Source organism: Xanthomonas sp. WHRI 6106 (assembly GCF_040202405.1).
GTDB lineage: Bacteria > Pseudomonadota > Gammaproteobacteria > Xanthomonadales > Xanthomonadaceae > Xanthomonas > Xanthomonas cannabis.
Genome location: NZ_JBEGFC010000009.1, coordinates 61434 through 78897, shown reverse-complemented (window position 1 = coordinate 78897; position 17464 = coordinate 61434). Strand labels below are relative to the sequence as shown.

Genomic DNA, 17464 nt, shown 5'->3' with positions numbered 1-17464 from the left:
AAAGCAGCAGGAACTGGCTCAACCGCCCTGTGGCGCCTGCGCTGCTGATCGCTGCATCTGTTCCGCCAAACCGACCGGCGTCAGCACCGCGAACTGCCGCTCGCCGCGATCTTCCACGCGCACCCAATCCGGACCGGGTTGCCCGTCCAGGTTTGCCGTCCCCAACCAGGCAAGCGTGCGCAGCAGCACGCTCATGCGCACGCCCAGCTGCTTGCAGAGCTTCGGCAACGACACGCCCTCGGGCGCGTTGGCCAGGGTATGCAACAGCTGGGCGGTGAGCTGCGGATCAGCGGACAAGCACCGCTCCGATGTCGCGTGGCGCTGCATCCGCAGTTTCGGCGCGATGCGGCAGCACAATCACCGGAATCGACTTGGAGGTGGGCGTACGCGCTTCGTCGGCAAAGCTCGATAGCGGCACCAATGCGTTGGTTTCCGGGTAGTACGCCGCCAGGCAGCCGCGCGGGATGTTGTAGTCCACCAGCAGGAAGCGACGTGCCTCGCGCTGCACGCCGTCATCGCACAGGCTTTCCAGGTCCACCCAGTCGCCGGCTTTCATGTTCAAGGCCGCGATGTCGGCGCCGTTGATGAACAGCACGCGACGTTCGCCGAACACGCCGCGGTAGCGATCGTCCAGCCCGTAAATGGTGGTGTTGTACTGATCGTGCGAGCGCGTGGTGGCCAGGGTGAACACCATCTGGTCGGTCCGGGTACGGCGTGCGCGATGGATGGGGTTGTCGGTCGGCACCGCATGCGGCTTGAACACCGCGCGTTGCTCCGGGGTCACCCACTGGCGATCGCGCGCGGTATTGGACAAGCGGAACCCACCGGGTGTGCGCACGCGCTCGTTGAAGCCGGCAAAGTCCGGGAACACCTGCGCAATCAGGTCGCGCACGCGGTCGTAGTCGCCCACCAGCCAGCGCCAGCGGATCGCGCTGCGCGCGCCCAACGTGGCTTCGGCCATGCGCGCCACGATCGCCGGCTCGGACAGCAAATTAGGCGACGCCGGCGGATTGATGCCGGCCGACAGGTGCACCATGCTCATCGAATCTTCCACCGTCACACCCTGCGAGCCGGCGTCCTGGATATCGATTTCGGTACGGCCCAGGCACGGCAGGATCAGCGCATCGCGCCCGTGCACCAGATGGCTGCGATTGAGCTTGGTGGTGACGTGCACGGTGAGTTCGCAGTTGCGCAGCGCGCGGTGGGTGGCATCGGTATCCGGCGTGGCCGCGGCAAAGTTGCCGCCCATCGCGAAGAACACCTTGCCGCGCCCGTCCAGCATCGCCTCGATCGCGCCCACGGTGTCGAAGCCGTCTGCGCGCGGTGGCGCAAAGCCGAACACCGACTGCAGCTTGTCCAGGAATGCGGCCGGCGGCTTTTCGTAGATCATCATCGTGCGGTCGCCCTGCACGTTGCTGTGCCCGCGCACCGGGCACACACCCGCACCGGGACGGCCCAGGTGGCCGCGCAGCAACAGCAGGTTGGTGATCATGTGGATGGTGGCCACCGAATGCTTGTGCTGGGTGATGCCCATGCCCCAGCAGGCGATCACGCGCTCGGCATTGAGATAGATCTCGCCGGCCTTGCGCAGCGCCGCCTCGTTCAGACCGGACTCCTCGACGATGGTGTCCCAGCGCTCGGCCTGCACATCGGCCGCGAAGGCGTCGAAGTTGGCGGTGTGCTCGGCAATGAAATCCAGGTCCAGCAACCGCGGCGTGCCTTCGCGCTGGGCCTGCGCGTCGCGCTCGAGCACATGCTTGATGATGCCCTTGAGCGCGGCCAAATCGCCGCCGATCTTGAGCTGGAAATAGTCCGATGCGATACGCGTGGAGCCGTTGTGCAACATCTCCAGCTTGTCCTGCGGGTCGGCGAATTTTTCCAGCCCGCGCTCGCGCAGCGGATTGAAGGCCGCAATCGCCGCGCCACGCTTGGAGGCCTCACGCAACTCGCCCAGCATGCGCGGATGATTGGTGCCCGGATTCTGGCCGAAGATGAAGATGGCATCGGCCAGTTCGAAATCGTGCAGCGACACCGTGCCCTTGCCCACGCCGATCTGCGACCGCAGTGCGGTGCCGGAGGGCTCGTGGCACATGTTGGAGCAGTCGGGGAAGTTGTTGGTGCCGAACTCGCGCACGAACAACTGATATAGGAACGCCGCCTCGTTGCTGGTGCGCCCGGAGGTGTAGAAGATCGCCTCGTCCGGGGTTGCCAGCCCGTTGAGATGGCTGGCGATCTGCGCAAACGCAGCGTCCCAGCTCACCGGCACGTAGTGGTCGGTGGCCGCGTCATAGCGCATTGGGTGGGTCAGGCGGCCCTGCCCTTCCAGCCAGTAATCGCTGTACTGCGACATCAGGCTGACGCTGTGCGAGGCGAACAGCTCCGGCCCGGCGCGGCGCGCGGTGGACTCGGCTGCCACGGCCTTGGCGCCGTTCTCGCAGAATTCGAAGGTGGAGGTGTGATCGCGGTCCGGCCAGGCACAGCCCGGGCAGTCGAAGCCGTCCGGCTGGTTGGCATGCAGCAGCGTCTTGGCGCCCTGCACCGCGATGTCCTGTTCCATCAGGTGCTTGGCGACCGAGCGCAAGGCGCCCCAGCCACCGGCGGGATTGTCGTACTGCTTGATGGTCTTCTTGCTCATGCGGGCTCTCCCACGGCAACGCCCAGGTCCAGGCGTTGTGGATGGCTGTAAACAACACAATCGTGATTGCGGGCAAACCCGATCAGGGTCAGTCCCGCGCTGTCGGCCAGGCTGATCGCCAGGGCAGTCGGTGCCGAAATCGCTGCCAGCAGAGGAATCCGGGCCTGCGCGGCTTTCATGGCCATCTCGTAACTGGCGCGGCTGGTCACCACCGCAAACCCTTGCGATGCATCGATGCGCGCGCGCGCCAATGCACCGATCAACTTGTCCAGGGCGTTATGCCGGCCCACGTCTTCGCGGACCAGTTGCACCACGCCGTTTGCATCGGCCCAACCGGCCGCGTGCACCGCACCAGTCTGCGCGGCAATCGGCTGCTGCGCATGCAAGGCCTCCAGCGCACGCGCCAATGCATCCGCATCGATCCGCAGCGTGGACTGCACCACCGGCGGCACACGCAGCACCGCCTCGATGGATTCATTGCCGCACACGCCGCAACCGCTGCGCCCGTCCAGATTGCGCCGCCGCCGGTCCAACGCCGCCGCGCGCTCGGGCGGCACCTCGATCTGCAGCGAGGCGCCTTCCAGAAACGTCTCCACCGCCACCACGCGCAGGTCCGGCGCGTGATCGATGATGCCTTCGCTCAACGAGAACCCAAGTGCGAAATCCTCCAGGTCCTCCGGCGTGGCCATCATCACCGCGAACGGCACCTGGTTGTAGATCAGGGTAACCGGCATTTCGGCCGCCACCATGTCCTGCACCGTGGCAACGCGACCGCCGCGATGGCGGATCACGCTGCGCACCACACTGCCCGGGCGCACCGTGCGGGAAGACGGACTGGTCATCTCACCTCAATGGAACAGCACGAAGGCTTTCTGCAGGGTCACCCAGATGCCGAACGCCATGGGGATGCCAACAGCCAGCCAAGCAAACGCCACCAGTGCAGGGTTGCCGCCATGACCGATGCGCGCCATCTGCTCCGGCGGCAGCACTGCATGCCCGCTGCGGTCGACCTTCTCGTGCGCCAGCTGCTTTTCGCGTGCCAGCTCGTCGGGCGTCATGAAGTGACGCGCGGCCACCGGGCGCACCAACAGATTGCAGATCAGGCCGAGCACGAGCATGCCAGCCAGGATGTACATGGTGGTGTTGTAGACCTGTGACGGCGGGCTGCCGTGCGCCAGCTGGTACTCGCGCATATACCCCACCACCACCGGGCCGAGGATGCCGGCGGTGGCCCACGCCGTGAGCAGACGGCCATGGATGGCGCCGACCATCTGGGTGCCGAACAGATCGGCCAGATAGGCGGGAATGGTGGCAAAACCGCCGCCGTACATCGACAGGATGATGCAGAAGATGCCCACGAACAGCGCGATGCCGCCCACGCCACCGGCCGACGGCGCCGCGGCGTACAGGCAGATGCCCAGCACGAAGAACAGCGTGTAGGTGTTCTTGCGACCGAGCTTGTCGGACATGCTGGCCCAGAAGAAGCGGCCACCGATGTTGAACAGGCTGAGCAGGCCGGTGAAGCCGGCCGCGATGGCCGCGATGCTGGCCAGCTGGGTCGGATCCAGGCTGCCGAAGCCGACGTCCACCCCGATCAGACGGCCGCCGAACACTTCCTGCAGCATCGGCGAGGACATGCCGATCACACCGATACCGGCCGAGACGTTCAGGCACAGCACGCCCCACAGCAACCAGAACTGCGGGATGCCCCAAACCTTTTTCACGTGCACATGGTTGGCGGTGATCATGGCGTTGTTGCTGGCCACCGGCGCGGTCCAGCCGGCCGGGGTCCAGCCGCTCGGCGGCACGCGATAGCCGAACGCGCCGGCCATCATGAAGACGAAATACAGCGCAGCCATGACCAGGAAGGTTTCCATCACGCCCACCGAGGTCGGCGTGGCGAAGTGGCGCATCAACGCGTCGGCCAGCGGGCTGCCGATCATCGCACCGCCACCAAAGCCCATGATCGCCATGCCGGTCGCCATGCCGCGACGGTCCGGGAACCATTTGATCAGCGTGGACACCGGCGAGATATAGCCCAGGCCCAGGCCGATACCACCGATCACGCCCGAACCCAGCCACAGCATCCAGATCTGATGGAAGTGGATACCGGCCGCCGAGATCACCAGGCCGCCGCACCAGCACAGCGCCGACACCACACCGGCCTTGCGTGGGCCGGCACGTTCCAGCCAGCCGCCCCAGATCGCCGCCGAACAGCCCAGCAGCACGAAGAACAGCGTGTACATCCACTGCAGCTCGCTGATCTTCCAGTCGCAGGTGGTGGCCACCATGTGCGCGAACAGGCCCATGTCGGCCGGGCAGGCAATCGCTTCGGTGATGCCCAGCGCCTTGGACAGCGGCAACCAGAACACGCTGAAGCCATAGGCCATGCCGATGCACAGATGGATCGCCAGTGCAGCCGGCGGAACCAGCCAACGATTGAACCCCGGACGCGCAACGATGCGCTCCTTGGACAGCAGACCGGCGTCAGCGCCGCTGGCTGTCGCCACGGTGGACCCTTGCGTCATTCCCATTCCCCAAAAATAAAGTGCGATGAACTGCGATAAAAACGATTGACGGCTGCGATCGATTGGCGTGTTGCGATAAGGGCAGCGGCGATAACCAGGCCCAACTGGCGGTTGTCTGGCGCATCATCGGCAATCCTTGCCGCTTTGCAATGCTTGGCGACGCCCCCGCAGCGTTCCATCGCATGGCCATCCCCACGCCACGCAGGCGTTCTGTGAGATTAGCGGCCGAGGCTGCGACTAATTGACTAGTTCTTAGGGACTAACCCCCACCGGCGCCGGCCGGGCACCCCGCGCCATGTGCCGCATTCCGGCCATCGCCCGGGTGACGGCCGACACGATGGCTGCGTACAGTCGGGCGACACCCCGCGACGGAGCCGGCCATGCATGACCCACTTGCGCACGACGACGCGCCTGCGCTGCCTGCACCCGGGACGCTGGAGGCATTTTGGATGCCGTTCACGGCCAACCGCCAATTCAAGGCCCGCCCTCGCCTGCTCGCCTCCGCCGCCGGCATGTATTACCGCGATGTCGATGGCCGGCAGATCCTGGACGGCACCGCCGGCCTGTGGTGCTGCAACGCCGGCCACGCGCGCGAACGGATCGTGGCGGCCATCCGCGACCAAGCCGGCACGTTGGACTTTGCTCCCACCTTCCAGATGGGCTCACCGCTGCCGTTCGTGCTGGCGCAACGTCTGGCCGCCCTGGCCCCGCCCGGTCTGGGCCATGTGTTCTTCACCAACTCCGGCTCGGAGGCAGTGGATAGCGCGATGAAGATCGTGCTGGCCTATCACCGCCTGCGCGGCGAGGGCCAGCGCACCCGCTTCATCGGCCGCGAGAAGGCGTACCACGGGGTGGGCTTCGGTGGCATGTCGATCGGCGGGCTGCCCAACAACCGCAAATGGTTCGGCCCGTTGCTGGCCGGCACCGACCACCTCCGCCACACGCTGGATCTGCAACGCAACGCCTATTCGCGCGGACTGCCGGTGCACGGTGCCGAGCTGGCCGACGATCTGGAGCGGCTGATCACCCTGCACGATGCCTCCACGATCGCCGCCGTATTCGTCGAGCCGGTGTCCGGCTCGGCCGGGGTGATCCTGCCGCCGGAGGGTTACCTGCAGCGGCTGCGCGCCATCTGCGACCGCCATGGCATCGTGCTGGTGTTCGACGAGGTGATCACCGGCTTCGGCCGGGTCGGCGAGGCGTTCGCGGCGCAGCGCTTTGGCGTCACCCCGGACATCATCACCGCCGCCAAGGGGCTGACCAGCGGCACCGTGCCGATGGGCGCGGTGCTGGTGGCCGATGCCATCTTCGATGCCTTCATGCACGGCCCGCAGCAGGCGATCGAGCTGTTTCATGGCTACACCTACTCCGGTCACCCGCTGGCCTGTGCGGCGGCGATCGCCACGCTGGACACCTATGCCGAGGAGCAGCTGTTCTCCCGTGCGATCACGCTGGGCCCGCAGTGGGAAGCGGCGCTGCATGGCCTGCGCGGCCTGCCGCACGTGATCGACATCCGCAACATCGGCTTGATCGGTGCGATCGAGCTGGCGCCGCGCGACGGTGCCCCCGGTGCGCGCGGCTACGAGGTGTTCGAGCGCTGCTTCCACGACGGCGGCCTGCTGGTGCGGGTGACCGGGGATGTCATCGCGTTGTCACCCATTGATCGTCAGCCCCGAACAGATCGGGCAGATGGTCGAGACGCTGGCGGCGATCCTGCGTCAGCTGGAGTGAGTGTGGCCGAGGCGGCAGCCCGGTGCGTAGCGGGCGCGGCCGCCACGGCAGTGCTCCGTTCGACGCGCCGCGCGATGGGGCGCTTGGCGGGAGGCGGCCTTTCCAGCACATGCTCGACAACGCCGCGGCATCCACCCGGGTCGCGGCAGGGGCCGGCTGCACCGCGCACGGATGGTGCCGCCTGCGTGCGGCAGGCGGTCCGTTTGAGGCACCGCCCGGTCCGCTGCCGCGTTCGCCATCCACACGTGCTCGCGTGTCACGCGGCAGGCAGTACGTCAAGCGCGCAAAGCCGGGGCAGGCTCACTACAATGCCGGCCCCGCACTCCCCCGCCGTCGCCGCATGAACATCGTTGTCAAAGAAGAACTCAAGGCCTATATCGACCCGCTGACCCCCGACGAGCACGAGGCGCTGGAGCGCAGCCTGCTGGCTGAAGGATGCCGCGACGCCTTGGTGCTGTGGGGCGATGTGCTGGTGGATGGCCACAACCGCTATGGCATCTGCCAGAAGCACGGGCTGCCATTCCAGACCGTGCAGAACCCACGCTTCCAGTCGATGCAGGACGTGCATCTGTGGATGATCGAGCAGCACCTGGGCCGGCGCAGCGTCTCCGACTTCCAGCGTGGCGTGCTGGCCTTGCGCAAGCGCGAGATCCTGGCGCTGCGCCAGCGCACCCAGCGCGATGCCGATGCCGCCGCCGAAGCGCCCCTGCAGGCCGACGCGCACGCGGCAAGCGGCGGCGATGACAGCGCCATGCGTGACAGCAGCGCCGCGCAAGCGACCGAAGACACCGACAGCCCGCCGTGGGAAGAGACCTCCACCCCGGTCAGCCGCGCCGAGCTGGCACGCGAGGCGCGCCTGAGCAGCAATCAGGTGGTGATGATCGAGCGCATCCACAAACAGGCCGCCCCGGAAGTGGTGCAGGCGGTGAAGTCCGGCGAGATTTCCATCAGCGCCGCTGCTGCCGTGGCAACCTTGTCCGAAGACGAACAGCGCGCCGCCGCACAGGCGGGCAAGGCCGAACTGAAGCAGGCCGCCAAGCGCGTGCGCGACGCCAAGCGCAAGCCCAAGTCCGACGAGGCCGAAGGCGGCGAAGCCGAACGCCGCGACCTCAAGGCCTTGCAACGCCGCGTCACCGAGCTGGAAAACGAAAACGCCGCCCTGCAGTCCAAGGTCGCCGCACTGCAATCGCAGCTGGAGCGCCTGCGCGGCTAAGTGCGCACCTGCCGGTCCGGCAAGCCTGCCCGTGGTAGGAGCGCACCCGGGCGCGACGAAGCATTACCGGTAACGCCTCGCGCCCAGGTGCGCTCCTACACGGGCGACTGGTCGCATCGCGACCGGACCGACCGCCTGCGCAATACGCCGCTAGTGACAAGTCAATCCAGCAGAGCACGCCGTTGTAGGAGCGCACCTGGGCGCGACAGGCATTCCCGATAAAGCCCGTCGCGCGCAGGTGCGCTCCTACGACGGCAACAGCCGCTTGGGCGCCCCAACTCAAGCGCAGCTGGAGCAAAAGCACGCAAGAGGCCGCCAACAACCTTCGCGCGTGGTGGCGCCACCTGCCGTGGACATGCCCTGGTCAAACGACTGGGTACACTCCACTGATGGAACCCAGTCTCAGCACTCCCCGTCCGATTGATCCGCGTCGCGCGCAGCTGCAGCGCATGAAGCTACTCGCAGCAGCGTTGCTGCTGGCCATGTTCGCCGGTTTTGTCGTCAGCCATCTGATGGGCGAACAAGGCATCTGGGCCTGGGTGTCGGCGTTTTGCGAAGCGGCCACCGTGGGCGCACTGGCCGACTGGTTTGCGGTGGTGGCGCTGTTCCGCCGCCCGATGGGCCTGCCGATCCCGCACACCGCCATCCTGCCGCGCGGCAAGGAGCGCCTGGCCGATGGGCTGGCAGTGTTCGTGCGCGATCAGTTCCTGGCGCCCGAGGCGTTGATGGACAAGCTGCGCGTGTTCGACCCGGCCAGCCGCCTCGGCGAGTGGCTGGCCAAGCCCGAGCAGGCACGCATGCTGGCGCAGATGGCGCGCGGCTGGATGTTGCAGGCGCTGGAACTGCTGGACGAAGCGGCGGTGCGGCGCGCCATCCAGCGGTTTGTCGTGGACCGCCTGCGCAAATGGAATGCCGCCGCCACGGTCGGCGATGTCATGGCCCTGCTCACTACCGACGGCCGCCATCAGAAGTTGCTGGACGAAGTGCTGCTGCGGCTGGGGCAATGGCTGGACCAGGAACAGGTCAAGACACGCGCCTCCGCGCTGATCGTGCGCTATGCGCGGCGCGAGTGGCCCAAGCTGGTCGGCACGGTGAACTGGGTCAAGCCGATCGAGGAGATCGGCGACAGCCTGGCTGACCGCATGGCGCGGGCGGCGCTCGAAGAATTGCAGGACATCCTCACCACGCCCGACCATCCCATCAGGCTCGACTACGAGGCCTGGCTGCAGGGCTACATCGCGCGCCTGCGCGACGAGCCGGAGATGGCCGCGCGCGTGGAAGACCTCAAACAGCGCGCGATCGCACATCCGGCACTGCAGGAGTATGTGCAGGGGCTATGGGGCGAAATCCGCGATGCCCTGCGCAACGACCTGGCGCGTGAAGAGTCGTCGATGGCCGCACACATGGAGCGCTCCATGCAATCGCTAGGCCAGGCCCTGTCGCAGGATCCTTCGCTGCGCGAGGCGCTCAACCAGCATATGTTGCAGGCCGCCGACAAACTCACCACGCGGCTGCGCGCATCGGTCACCGAGCACATCGCGTCGACCATGAAAAGTTGGGACGAACGTCACCTCGTCGAACAATTGGAATTGGGTGTCGGACGCGATCTGCAATACATTCGCTTCAACGGAACGTTGGTCGGTGGACTGATCGGCCTGGCCCTTCACGCACTGTCGATCTGGCTATCGTTCTGATGCACTGACACGACGATGATCGCCCAGACGGTGCGGCCGATGCCGCGGGGGACACTGCACGCAGCCGGATGATCGTCAGGCGGTACCACGAAGCCGACAGTGTTGTCGGCCAGCACACTGGGCACGCAACAGGCAAGGCAAAGGGACGAAGATGCCGAACGGCCGCTGGGATCTGCGCAGGAAATACGGGCGCCGCGTGTTTGCCAGCGCCTTGCTGATTCTCACCGCAGGCCTGATTGCGGCCATCGCCACCGGAGTCTGGCTGCACCGGCACAACGAGCTCGAGCGCGAGCAACGTTTTCAGTATGTGGTGCGCACCCTGGCGCGCAACATCAGCGAGCGCATGTATACCTTCGAGCACGGCCTGCGCGGTGCGCGTGGCGCGGTGATCGGCGCCGGCAGCGATGTGATCAGTCGAGAGCGCTTCACCCTCTACAGCCGCTCGCGGGATTATTCGCGCGAGTTCCCCGGCGTGCTGGGGTACGGCTATATCCACCGGGTCGCACCGTCCGAGGAGGCCGCGTTCCTGCAGAGCGCACGCGCCGACGGCGCACCGGACATCCACCGGCGCCTGCTCGCGCCGTGGGAAGGCGAGCGCTACCTCGTGCTGTATTTCGAGCCCGAATCCTCGGGCAACCGCCCGATCGGTCTGGACATCGCGTCCGAACCACGGCGCCGCGCCGCCGCCTTGCAGGCCGCGCGCAGCGGCTCCCCGATCATGACCTCGCCGATTTCGTTGTCGGGCTACCGCGTGCCCACCGAAAGCGGCTTTCTGGTGCTGCTGGCGGTCTATCGCGAGGGCATGCCGTTGCAGACCCCGCAGCAACGCATGGCGGCGACCAGCGGCTGGGTGTATGCGCCCTTCAGTGTCGAGCAGATGGTGCAAAGCGCGCTGGGCGAGCGCAACGACGTGGCGCTGGACCTGTCCGACCGCAACGAGCCGACCCACAATTTCTATCGCAGCGGTACGCCGATCAGCGACAGCGCGCGGCGCCCGCCGGTGGTGCAGTTGTTGCCCATCTACGGCCGCACCTGGGTCATCACCGCCCAGCCGACTGCCAGTTTCGTGGCCTCGCTCAACCAGACCTCGCCCTGGCTGGTCGGCGGCCTGGTCATGGCCACCTCGGTGTTGTTTGCCGCCTTGCTGGCGCTGTATTTCAGCAACGGGCTGCGTCGTGAAGAAGTGTTGCGCAAGCAGATGGAACTGGCCGCGCTGGTCAGCCATTCCAGCGAGGCCATCGTCGCCGAAACACCGGACGGCCGCGTCACCCACTGGAATCCGGCAGCCGAGGCCATGTTCGGATACACCGCCGACGAGGCGATCGGCCAGGACCTGACAGGACTGCTGTCACCGCAGCCCTATGCGATGCCGCAGGTCGACCACGCCGACGATGCACATCTGGGCAACGCCTCTGCAGCGCAGCGCATGCGCCACCGCGATGGTCAGCACGTGCATGTGCTGGCCAGCAAGGCACCGATCATCGATGCCGATGGCACGCTCAGCGGGCACTCGCACTTCTTCCGCGACATCTCCGACCGGGTGCGCTCGCATCAGCGCATCGTCGATCTCAATGCCTCGCTCGAACATCAGGTGGCCGAGCGCACCAGCGAACTGGTGAAGTTCTCGGTGTTGCAGCGCGCGATCCTGGCGCACGCCGGCTACGCCATCATCGCCGCCGACTCCAGCGGCTTTGTCACGCTGTTCAACCCGGCCGCGGAAAAACTGCTGGGTTACAACGCCGAGGATGTGATCGGCCGTCGCAAGGTCAGCCAGTTCGTCGAAGCCGAGGAATTGCAGGAACGCGCGCACCGGCTGTCAGAACAGACCGGCGTCCCGGTGGCGCACACCCTGGAGGCAGTTGCCGCGCTCACCAGCCTCGGGCGCAGCGACACCAGCGAATGGACCTACGTCAGTCACGACGGCCGCCGCCTGCCGGTGCTGCTGACCTTGAGCACCTTGCGCGACGACAACGACCAGGTGATCGGCTACCTCGGCGTCGCCGTGGATCTGACCGAGCAGAAACTGCACGAAAAACAGCTGCGCCTGGCGATGGATGCAGCCAAGAGCGCCAACCAGTCCAAGTCCGATTTCCTGGCCAACATGAGCCACGAAATCCGCACGCCCATGAATGCCATCCTGGGCATGTTGTACCTGCTTCAGCGCAGCGAACTTCCCGGCGCGGCGCAGGACATGGTCGTCAAGATCGATCGCTCCGCGCGCACCCTGCTGGAAATCATCAACGACATCCTGGACTTCTCCAAGATCGAAGCCGGGCGAATCGATCTGGAACATGCGCCGTTCGACCTCAACCAGTTGTTCGACAACATCGCCGACCTGATGCGCTCTTCGCTCAGTGCAAAACCAGTGGAGATGATCGTCGAGCCATTGCCGCGCGACAGCCGCTGGCTGTTGGGCGATGCACTGCGCATCAACCAGGTGCTGGTCAACCTGGTCGGCAACGCCATCAAGTTCACCGAGGAAGGCGAAGTGGTGCTGTCGGTGCGACGCTTCCCCAGCGGCGACCCCAACAAGGTCAAGCTGCTGTTCTCGGTACGCGACACCGGCATCGGCATTTCCAAGGAAAAGCAGAGCCTGATCTTCTCTCCGTTCCTGCAGGCCGACACCTCCACCAGCCGTCGCTATGGCGGCAGCGGGCTGGGCCTGACCATCAGCCGACGCCTGATCGAGCTGATGGGCGGCGAGCTGGAAGTGGAAAGCGTGCCCGGCCGCGGCAGCGAGTTTTACTTCGTGGTGACACTGGAAAAGGCCGCGCCCCCCACTGCGCACCAGGAGCTCCCGGCGCTGCCGCCAGAAGCGATGCCGCGGGTGTTGATCGCCGACGACCACGATGCGGCGCTCAACAACCTGGTGCGTATCACCACCGAGCTCGGCTGGCGCGTGGACGCGGTGGCAAACGGCCAGGCCGCGCTGGCGGCCATCGAACAGGCCAGCGAGCCGTACGACATCTTCCTGCTCGACTGGCGCATGCCCGACATCGACGGCGTGGCGATCGCCCGCCAGATCCGCGCGCGCGCAGCGCCCGGTCCGCACCCGGTGATCGTGATGGTCACCGCCTACGAACGGCGCCTGCTGGAGCAACACCCAGAACAACAGGACCTGGACGCGGTGATGACCAAGCCGGTGACCACGGCCGCGTTGCATCGGCTGGTGGAGCAACTGGTGGAACAGCGTCCGGGCGCGCGCCCGGTGGCGCCGACCTTCGTCGCAAGGCGGCTGGAAGGCGCACATCTTCTGCTGGTGGACGACAGCGACATCAACTGCGAGGTGGCGCAACGCATCCTCGAAGGCGAAGGTGCCATGGTCACCGTCGCCCATGACGGCGAGCAGGCGGTCAACACGCTCAAGCGCGCGCCCGATCTGTTCCACCTGGTGCTGATGGATGTGCAGATGCCGGTGGTGGACGGCTACGAAGCCACCCGCCGGCTGCGGCAGATTCCTGCCCTGGCCAGTCTGCCGGTGATTGCATTGACCGCCGGTGCCTTCCGCCCACAACAGGAAAAAGCGCTGGAGGCCGGCATGAACGGCTTCATCGCCAAGCCGTTCAACGTCGAGGAACTGGTCACCGCGATCCGCCATTTCATGCGTCCCGGGGCCAAGCGCATTCCGTCGCTGCCGCACGAAACCGCCGTGGCGGCCGGTCCGGCGTGGATGCACGACACACCGGAGCTGCTGGACGCGGCGCGTGCGCACAGCCTCTGGCGCGACCGCGAGCCGTACGTGCGTTATCTGCTCAAGCTGCTGCGCGACAACCCGGACCCGGCCGAGGTGGCGGCCGAGCACCTGCGCCGCAACGAGCTGCCCGCCATCGGCGCGCTGGCACACAAGCTGCGTGGCGCTGCCGGCTCGCTGGCGCTGCCGGCCCTGGCCGGCGCGGCGAGCGATCTGGAAGCCCGCATCGAAGACGGCCACGACGTCACCGCCTCGCTGCTCGCGCTCAGGGACGTGATGCAGCGCACCGCCGACGCGATTCGCGCCTTCGTGCAGGACGACGCGCAGGAGGCCGACAGCGACGATGCCGACGTTGCGCTGGATGCAGACAGCCTGCAGATCCTGCAGGCCGCCTTCGCCAGCGACGATGCCGACAAGATCGACCACGCACTGCTGATCTGCGCTCCGCGCCTGCCGCGCAGCCTGCAGGAGGAACTGCAGCGCGCGGTGGAGGACTTCGACTTCCGCCGCGCCGAAGCCACCCTGCGCGACTGGCAGGCCACCCACCCAGGCTGACCGCGATCTCCTGCCCGACTGCAAGGACCCTCCATGCCGTCCCGTCCCCTGCTCTGTGTCGACGACGAATCCAGCAACCTGGCCACCTTGCGCCAGCTGCTGCGCGACGATTTCCCGTTGGTCTTCGCCAAGACCGGCAGCGAGGCGCTGGATGCGGTGACGCGCCATCAACCGGCATTGATCCTGCTGGATGTGGAACTGCCCGACATGGACGGCTACGCGGTGGCTCGCACGCTCAAGCAGCAGCCGGCCAGCCAGACCATCCCGATCCTGTTCGTGACCGCGCGCAGCAGCGAGCAGGACGAACGCGCCGGGCTGGACGCGGGCGCGGCCGACTACGTCAGCAAGCCCTACTCGCCGGCGCTGCTCAAGGCGCGCATCGGCACGCAACTCAAACTGGCCGAATGCACACGCCTGGCGCAGCAATATCGCGACGCGATCCACCTGCTGGGCACGGCCAGCCAGGGCCAGGACGTGGATACCGGCGCACATATCTGGCGCATGGCGGTATACGCACGCGTGCTGGCCGAAGCCGCCGGCTGGTCGCCGCAGCAGGCCCAGGTACTGCAGGATGCCGCACCGCTGCACGACGCCGGCAAGATCGCCGTACCCGGCAGCATCCTGCACAAGCCCGACGCGCTGGACGAGCACGAGCGCTCGGTGGTACGGCAACACCCGCAGGCCGGACACGACCTGCTGCGCCACGGGCGCGGGCCGGTGTTCCAGCTGGCCGCCGACATCGCCCTGCATCACCACGAGTGCTGGGACGGAAGCGGCTACCCGCAAGGGCTGGCCGGCGAAGCCATCCCGGAGGCGGCGCGCATCGTGGCGGTGGCCGATGTGTTCGACGCGCTGTGCGGCCGGCGCGCGTACAAGGCGCCGTGGACGGTGGAAGACGCCATGCGCAAGATCGAGAGCATGGCGGGCAAACAACTGGAACCGCGCCTGGTACAGCACTTCCGCGAGGCATTGCCGCAGATCCTGCAGATCAAGGACGCCTGGGACAGCCGGGCGGAATAGCGCTGATTCGGGTCGCCAGGACAACCGCCCATTCGCGATGTCGGGTTGGCGGTCTTCCGCCGTACCCTCACCCCAACCCCTCTCCCGCAGGGAGAGGGGCTTTGTCCAGGTGCCATCCCTGTTCGCGTGCTGCAGCTTGATCCTTCTCCCGCCGGGAGAAGGTGGCGCGCAGCGCCGGATGAGGGTGCGGACTACCTGTCGTGTTGGTGCGGAAGGTTTGAGTTGGTCCAGTAGCGATCCGAGCGAGCTGAAGCGATCGATCAGGGTTGGCCGCCGTCGGCCGTACCCTCACCCCAACCCCTCTCCCGCAGGGAGAGAGGCTTTGCCCAGGTGCCATCCCTGTTCGCGTGCTGCAGCCCGATCCTTCTCCCTCCGGGAGAAGGTGGCGCGCAGCGCCGGATGAGGGTGCGGAATATCTGTCGCGTTGGTGTGGAAGGTTTGAGTTGGTCCAGTAGCGATCCGAGCGAGCTGAAGCGATCGATCAGGGTTGGCTGTCTTCCGCCGTACCCTCACCCCAACCCCTCTCCCGCAGGGAGAGGGGCTCTGCCCAGGTGCCGTCACTGTCCGCGTGCTGCAGCCCGATCCTTCTCCCTCCGGGAGAAGGTGGCGCGCAGCGCCGGATGAGGGTGCGGGCAACTCGGGACGACCCGCCGACGACGCATCACTTCGCGCGTCCTCTATCGCCATCGCACGCTGCTACGTCCCACCAGCCGCCTCAGCCGCAAGCCTCTGCGTCAACGCCAGCGTCCACCATCCAAACCACCGCGTCTGCATCGACAAGCACGCACTGTTACCCACGTGCGCTTGAACCCCGCCCCACGTCAGCGGACAATACCCATGTTGCGCCGCACAACACCGTGCGACGCGGGCCGATCCGGACGCCCCACTGGCGCCGTCGATGCAGCCCCGCAACCGAGAGTCCGATGTCTTCCAGCGTGTCCGACGCCGGCACCGCCCCGCCGCGTTATCCCGACTACCGCATTATTTCGCTGATCCTGGCCTGCGCCATCTTCATGGAGCAGATGGATGCCACCGTGCTGGCGACCGCGCTGCCTACGCTGGCGCGCGACTTCGGCGTGGCCGCGCCGGCCATGAGCATCGCCATGACCAGCTACCTGCTGGCGCTGGCGGTGCTGATCCCGGCCAGCGGCGCGATCGCCGACCGCTTCGGCCTGCGCCGCGTGTTCGGCGCCTCGATCTGGGTGTTCGTCGCCGGCTCGATCCTGTGTTCGCTGGCCGACAGCTTGCCCACCATGGTGGCCGCACGCGTGCTGCAGGGGGCTGGCGGCGCGATGATGGCCCCGCTGGGCCGGCTGATCCTACTGCGCACGGTAGAGCGCCGCCATCTAGTATCTGCGATGGCCTGGACGCTGGTGCCCGCCTTCATCGGCCCGATGCTGGGGCCGCCGCTGGGCGGGTTCTTCGTTTCGTATCTGGACTGGCGCTGGATCTTCTACATCAATGTGCCGATCGGCATTGCCGGCTTCCTGCTGGTGCGCCGGTTCATCCCCGACATTCCCACCGACACCGCGCCAACACGTTTCGACCTGCGCGGGTTCGTGCTGTGCGGCGTGGCGCTGGGCTGCCTGTTGTTCGGCCTGGAAATGGTCAGTCAGGACGACGGCATCGGCATGGCCAGCTGGCTGCTGGCCACCGGCGCGGCCGCTGCGCTGGGCTATCTCTGGCATGCGCGCAACCATCCCGCCCCGTTGCTGGACCTGAGCTTGCTGCGCATCGATTCGTTCCGGCTGTCGGTGATCGGCGGCGCGCTGATGCGCATCACCCAGGGCGCGCATCCGTTCCTGCTGCCCTTGCTGTTCCAGATCGGCTTCGGCATGAGCGCCGCGCACAGCGGCCGCCTGATCCTGGCCACTGCACTGGGCGCGCTGCTGATGCGCAGCATCACCCCGCAGCTGCTGCGCCGCTTTGGCTACCGCAACAGCCTAATCGGCAATGGCGTGCTGGCCAGCCTGGGCTACATGGTGTGCGCACTGTTCCGCCCCGACTGGCCACCGGCGCTGATGTTCGGCCTGCTGCTGTGCTGCGGCGCCTTCATGTCGTTCCAGTTCGCCGCCTACAACACCATCGCCTACGAAAACGTACCCAGCGCGCGCATGAGCCGCGCCAGCAGCCTGTACACCACCTTGCAGCAGCTGATGCTCTCGGTGGGCGTGTGTGCCGGCGCAATGATCCTCAAACTGGCCATGCTGGCCGGCGACCATACCCAACCGGCGCAGCGCGATTTCTCGCTGGCGTTCTGCGTGGTTAGCCTGATCTCGCTCAGCGCCACCTGGTGGCATGTGCGTTTCGACAAGGACGCCGGACAGGAAATGAGCGGGCACCGGGCTTAGGGACGCTCTGAACAACGCCTTCCCAAGCTTGTCGACGACAGAGCAT

At 66.8% G+C, this 17464-nt stretch carries 9 protein-coding genes and 1 pseudogene; 6 read left to right on the top strand and 4 right to left on the bottom strand.

Annotated features, from left to right (window positions below):
• Positions 1–18: 18 nt before the first annotated feature.
• The 4 genes from ABQZ09_RS13830 to ABQZ09_RS13815 are packed head-to-tail and all read right to left on the bottom strand — an operon-like array spanning position 19 to position 5163.
• Positions 19–297, bottom strand: coding sequence for a hypothetical protein (locus ABQZ09_RS13830; RefSeq protein ID WP_349777151.1), 279 nt, complete (start codon positions 295–297; stop codon positions 19–21).
• Entirely contained in the window at positions 287–2635 is a 2349-nt protein-coding gene (locus ABQZ09_RS13825; protein ID WP_349777150.1) for an FdhF/YdeP family oxidoreductase, read from the bottom strand. The genes ABQZ09_RS13830 and ABQZ09_RS13825 overlap by 11 nt, the downstream gene beginning before the upstream one ends.
• Positions 2632–3477 (bottom strand): formate dehydrogenase accessory sulfurtransferase FdhD, encoded by an 846-nt coding sequence (gene fdhD, locus ABQZ09_RS13820; RefSeq protein ID WP_349777149.1) that lies wholly within the window; start codon positions 3475–3477, stop codon positions 2632–2634. The genes ABQZ09_RS13825 and fdhD overlap by 4 nt, the downstream gene beginning before the upstream one ends.
• 6 nt (positions 3478–3483) lie before the next feature.
• Entirely contained in the window at positions 3484–5163 is a 1680-nt protein-coding gene (locus ABQZ09_RS13815) for an OFA family MFS transporter (protein ID WP_349777148.1), read from the bottom strand.
• Positions 5164–5543: 380 nt separating this feature from the next.
• Here ABQZ09_RS13815 and aptA point away from each other — a divergent pair.
• From aptA to ABQZ09_RS13785, 6 genes and pseudogenes are all read left to right on the top strand, one after another.
• Positions 5544–6894 (top strand): annotated as a pseudogene (aptA, locus tag ABQZ09_RS13810) (omega-aminotransferase AptA).
• A 340-nt stretch (positions 6895–7234) separates the two neighbouring features.
• The gene (locus ABQZ09_RS13805) at positions 7235–8107 is read left to right on the top strand and encodes a plasmid replication/partition related protein (protein ID WP_184375057.1); all 873 of its coding nucleotides are present in this window, start codon (positions 7235–7237) and stop codon (positions 8105–8107) included.
• A 389-nt stretch (positions 8108–8496) separates the two neighbouring features.
• Entirely contained in the window at positions 8497–9801 is a 1305-nt protein-coding gene (locus ABQZ09_RS13800; RefSeq protein WP_184554796.1) for a DUF445 domain-containing protein, read from the top strand.
• A 151-nt stretch (positions 9802–9952) separates the two neighbouring features.
• Positions 9953–14047, top strand: coding sequence for a CHASE domain-containing hybrid sensor histidine kinase/response regulator (locus ABQZ09_RS13795; RefSeq protein ID WP_349777147.1), 4095 nt, complete (start codon positions 9953–9955; stop codon positions 14045–14047).
• Between the two features lie 33 nt (positions 14048–14080).
• Positions 14081–15067 (top strand): HD-GYP domain-containing protein, encoded by a 987-nt coding sequence (locus ABQZ09_RS13790; RefSeq protein ID WP_349777146.1) that lies wholly within the window; start codon positions 14081–14083, stop codon positions 15065–15067.
• Between the two features lie 923 nt (positions 15068–15990).
• Positions 15991–17418 (top strand): DHA2 family efflux MFS transporter permease subunit, encoded by a 1428-nt coding sequence (locus ABQZ09_RS13785; RefSeq protein WP_228314591.1) that lies wholly within the window; start codon positions 15991–15993, stop codon positions 17416–17418.
• The last annotated feature ends 46 nt before the right edge of the window (positions 17419–17464 follow it).